The organism is Dehalococcoidia bacterium (assembly GCA_028711995.1).
Classification (GTDB): domain Bacteria; phylum Chloroflexota; class Dehalococcoidia; order SZUA-161; family SpSt-899; genus JAQTRE01.
Genome location: JAQTRE010000240.1, coordinates 1 through 2,509, shown reverse-complemented (window position 1 = coordinate 2,509; position 2,509 = coordinate 1). Strand labels below are relative to the sequence as shown.

General features: G+C 52.3%; 4 protein-coding genes. All 4 read right to left on the bottom strand.

Annotated elements, in window-relative coordinates; genetic code table 11:
- Positions 1–363 (bottom strand): tetratricopeptide repeat protein (locus PHV74_16170; GenBank protein MDD5095888.1); only part of this gene is annotated, 363 nt, incomplete at its 3' end.
- A 226-nt stretch (positions 364–589) separates the two neighbouring features.
- Positions 590–1,135: a periplasmic heavy metal sensor gene (locus PHV74_16165; GenBank protein ID MDD5095887.1), complete on the bottom strand. Its 546-nt coding sequence runs from the start codon at positions 1,133–1,135 to the stop codon at positions 590–592.
- A gap of 45 nt (positions 1,136–1,180) precedes the next feature.
- A complete protein-coding gene (locus PHV74_16160) occupies positions 1,181–1,699 on the bottom strand; it encodes a hypothetical protein (GenBank protein ID MDD5095886.1) in 519 nt (172 codons plus the stop codon).
- 35 nt (positions 1,700–1,734) lie between these two features.
- On the bottom strand, positions 1,735–2,509 hold a 775-nt coding region (locus PHV74_16155), incomplete at its 5' end, for a hypothetical protein (GenBank protein MDD5095885.1).

Below are 2,509 nucleotides of genomic sequence, written 5' to 3'. Positions count from 1 at the left end.
TGGCAATGACTTTCGGTTCTCGCCCGACAGCCTCTCAAGCGAAATCAATGCTTGTCGGCAGGAAGTCTCTGCCTTCGCGTTGTCTCCGAGCACTCGGTACGCCGCGGCTAGGTTATGCAAACTGCAAGCGATTTCGGGTTCATCGTGACGACTCTTGGCGTTTTCTAGGGCTGCGCTCAATTGACGTACAGCTCGGTTGTAGTCCCCCCGACTCACGCATTTGAGAGCCGCATCAGTAAGAACACTCCACTGCTGCTCATGCGCACTGTGACGCTTGATGCTGTTTACATGCAGCCAGAACAGGGACAGCAGCGTCAGCACACACAGCAGGTACACGACTATCCTTACCTTGAACGATTTCACAATCACTCCTAGCTGCACAAAGGTAATAGAGTTCGAACACACGTTGTATATCAACTGCTATTCTATAGTAGCACAATCCCGGATCTTTGCCCATTGGCTTCGCTCTGAGGGATCCGAGGCGTTCTATAGAATTGCCTCCAATTCCCATTCTCGACTACAAAGAGCAGACGGGTGGCTAGGTCGGCCCTAGCCACCCGTCTCAATCTTCAGGCACCGCCTGCTCGCTTTACTCTGGGACCACGGTCGCTGGTGCAACAGGGCTCGGCCCGGGCGAGACAGATGGTGTTTGAGCAGTTGGCGGGCCAGTGCGTGCCGAAAGCTTGCCAAGGGCTTCTTGCAGCTTCGCCAATTGGTCATCAGTGAGGATTGTCTTTGCCTGAGTCCAGAAGTCGATCTCCGCCGATACAACTGCGGCCTCTGCTCTCGCAGCCTTGTCTGTCGCTTCACGAAGCCGGACGCCGTCCTTATCTGGGGCAAATAGTGCGGAACGCACCGCCTCAAGTGACTTAAGGTACTGCTCTGCCAAGGGTCCCATCGTTTGCTCTGACTTGTCTAGCACGGCCAGCAGTTTCTGTTTCTGGTCGGGCGTTAGCTGTATCTGATTGCTTACGGTATCAACGGCCAACTCCGGCAGCGGCCGAATGATCATTCTGACTGACATCATCATAGTTCGAGACATCAATGGCACTGGCGGTTTCTGAATCCCGTCGGCGAATACCGGACTCATCAGAGACAAGACTACAACCAAGCCAGTTGCGATGCGGATATTCATCTACATGACCTCCTACGTATTTCTCATCGGGTGTGTTTGTCCGAATCATGGGACAGTTATCGGCAACTCGTTGGACTTCAGCGACACTTCTCTGCATCCCAGTGAAGCCGCACCTGCTCCATGAAACTCAACCCAGAATGTATATGTGCCGGGACATAGTTTTTTCAGAGGCTCGGCGAAACGTTCGTCGGCTTCCGGTTGAATCGCCAGTTTACGTCCATGCAAGCGACTTGGTTGTAGTCTGATGATTCCGTCTGCCGTAAGGAGTTTCATCTTCACCAGACCGCGCCTAGCCAGCATAGTTTTTCCATCAGGCAGCCTTACCCACAGTAGAATGTTGCCTGGCCAAGACATTCTGCCGTCGACAGAGACAGTCTTGGCAGAATCGTTAAGGACCATGAAGACTAGGTCGAGTTGAGTGCCCTTCTTCCATTCCGCTGTCGTGGAGGAAAGAATAGGCTTGAGAGCACCATCTGCGACGGGACTACCCACGGAAGTGCACTGTCTGCCAGATGTCGCAAGCGTCACAGCAACTACAGCCATTATCATAACGGCAATTCTCATGGTTCTTAGTCCTCCTTCTCAGAAACATCCGCAACTCACTGTAAGGCTTTACGTATGCAATCGGCCGCTTGGTTGTCAGCGCTATTTGGACGGCTGTCATCATCATTCATATTCCCACACAAATGCATCATCTCATGAAGTATAGTCAGAGTAAGCGGCTGGCCTGTTGCGCACTTCGCGTTATCACATTTTGCCGGATCATCGGCTCCATTCTTCATACAGATATCGATCTTGCCGCCTGGATTGTAGCCTCCATCAGCATCGACTCCCCAACCGCACGTCTCGCTATCGGTCCTACACCAATGCCCGTCGCACTCAATCTTTCCCTGCGAGCAGAACTCCTTCAGACATTTCAGCTTGTCCGGGTCGGAATCGCAGCCTCCGCATTTATTCATTTTGCCTTTCTTCAGCGCGTTGCATATCCGCCCTATTGACTTCTTGACTTTGCCTTTTGGATCACTTTTCTTCGAGCACGAGATCGTCGGCAGCATACCCTTCGGGTCTACGAGCACCAAACTCTGGTTGTCCGCATAGAGATAAGAACTTGTCGCGACACGATGCGCGATGTCCCTTTGCGTAAACACTCCTGTCTCTGGCTCAAGATACCTCAACCCGAGTTGCAGGAGACCAAAGTCCGGTTCTTGGTAATAGGTATAATAACCCAACTTACCCACATACTGATAGGGCTGGCTAGCCGATCCAGTGGAGCAATTGTGGGCGATAGTAGCGCCATAAACATCATAGCAGTATTTGTCAGTGACGTTACCACTGGTATCAGTGAGCAGACGCGTCGAACCGATCTCGTCGAAG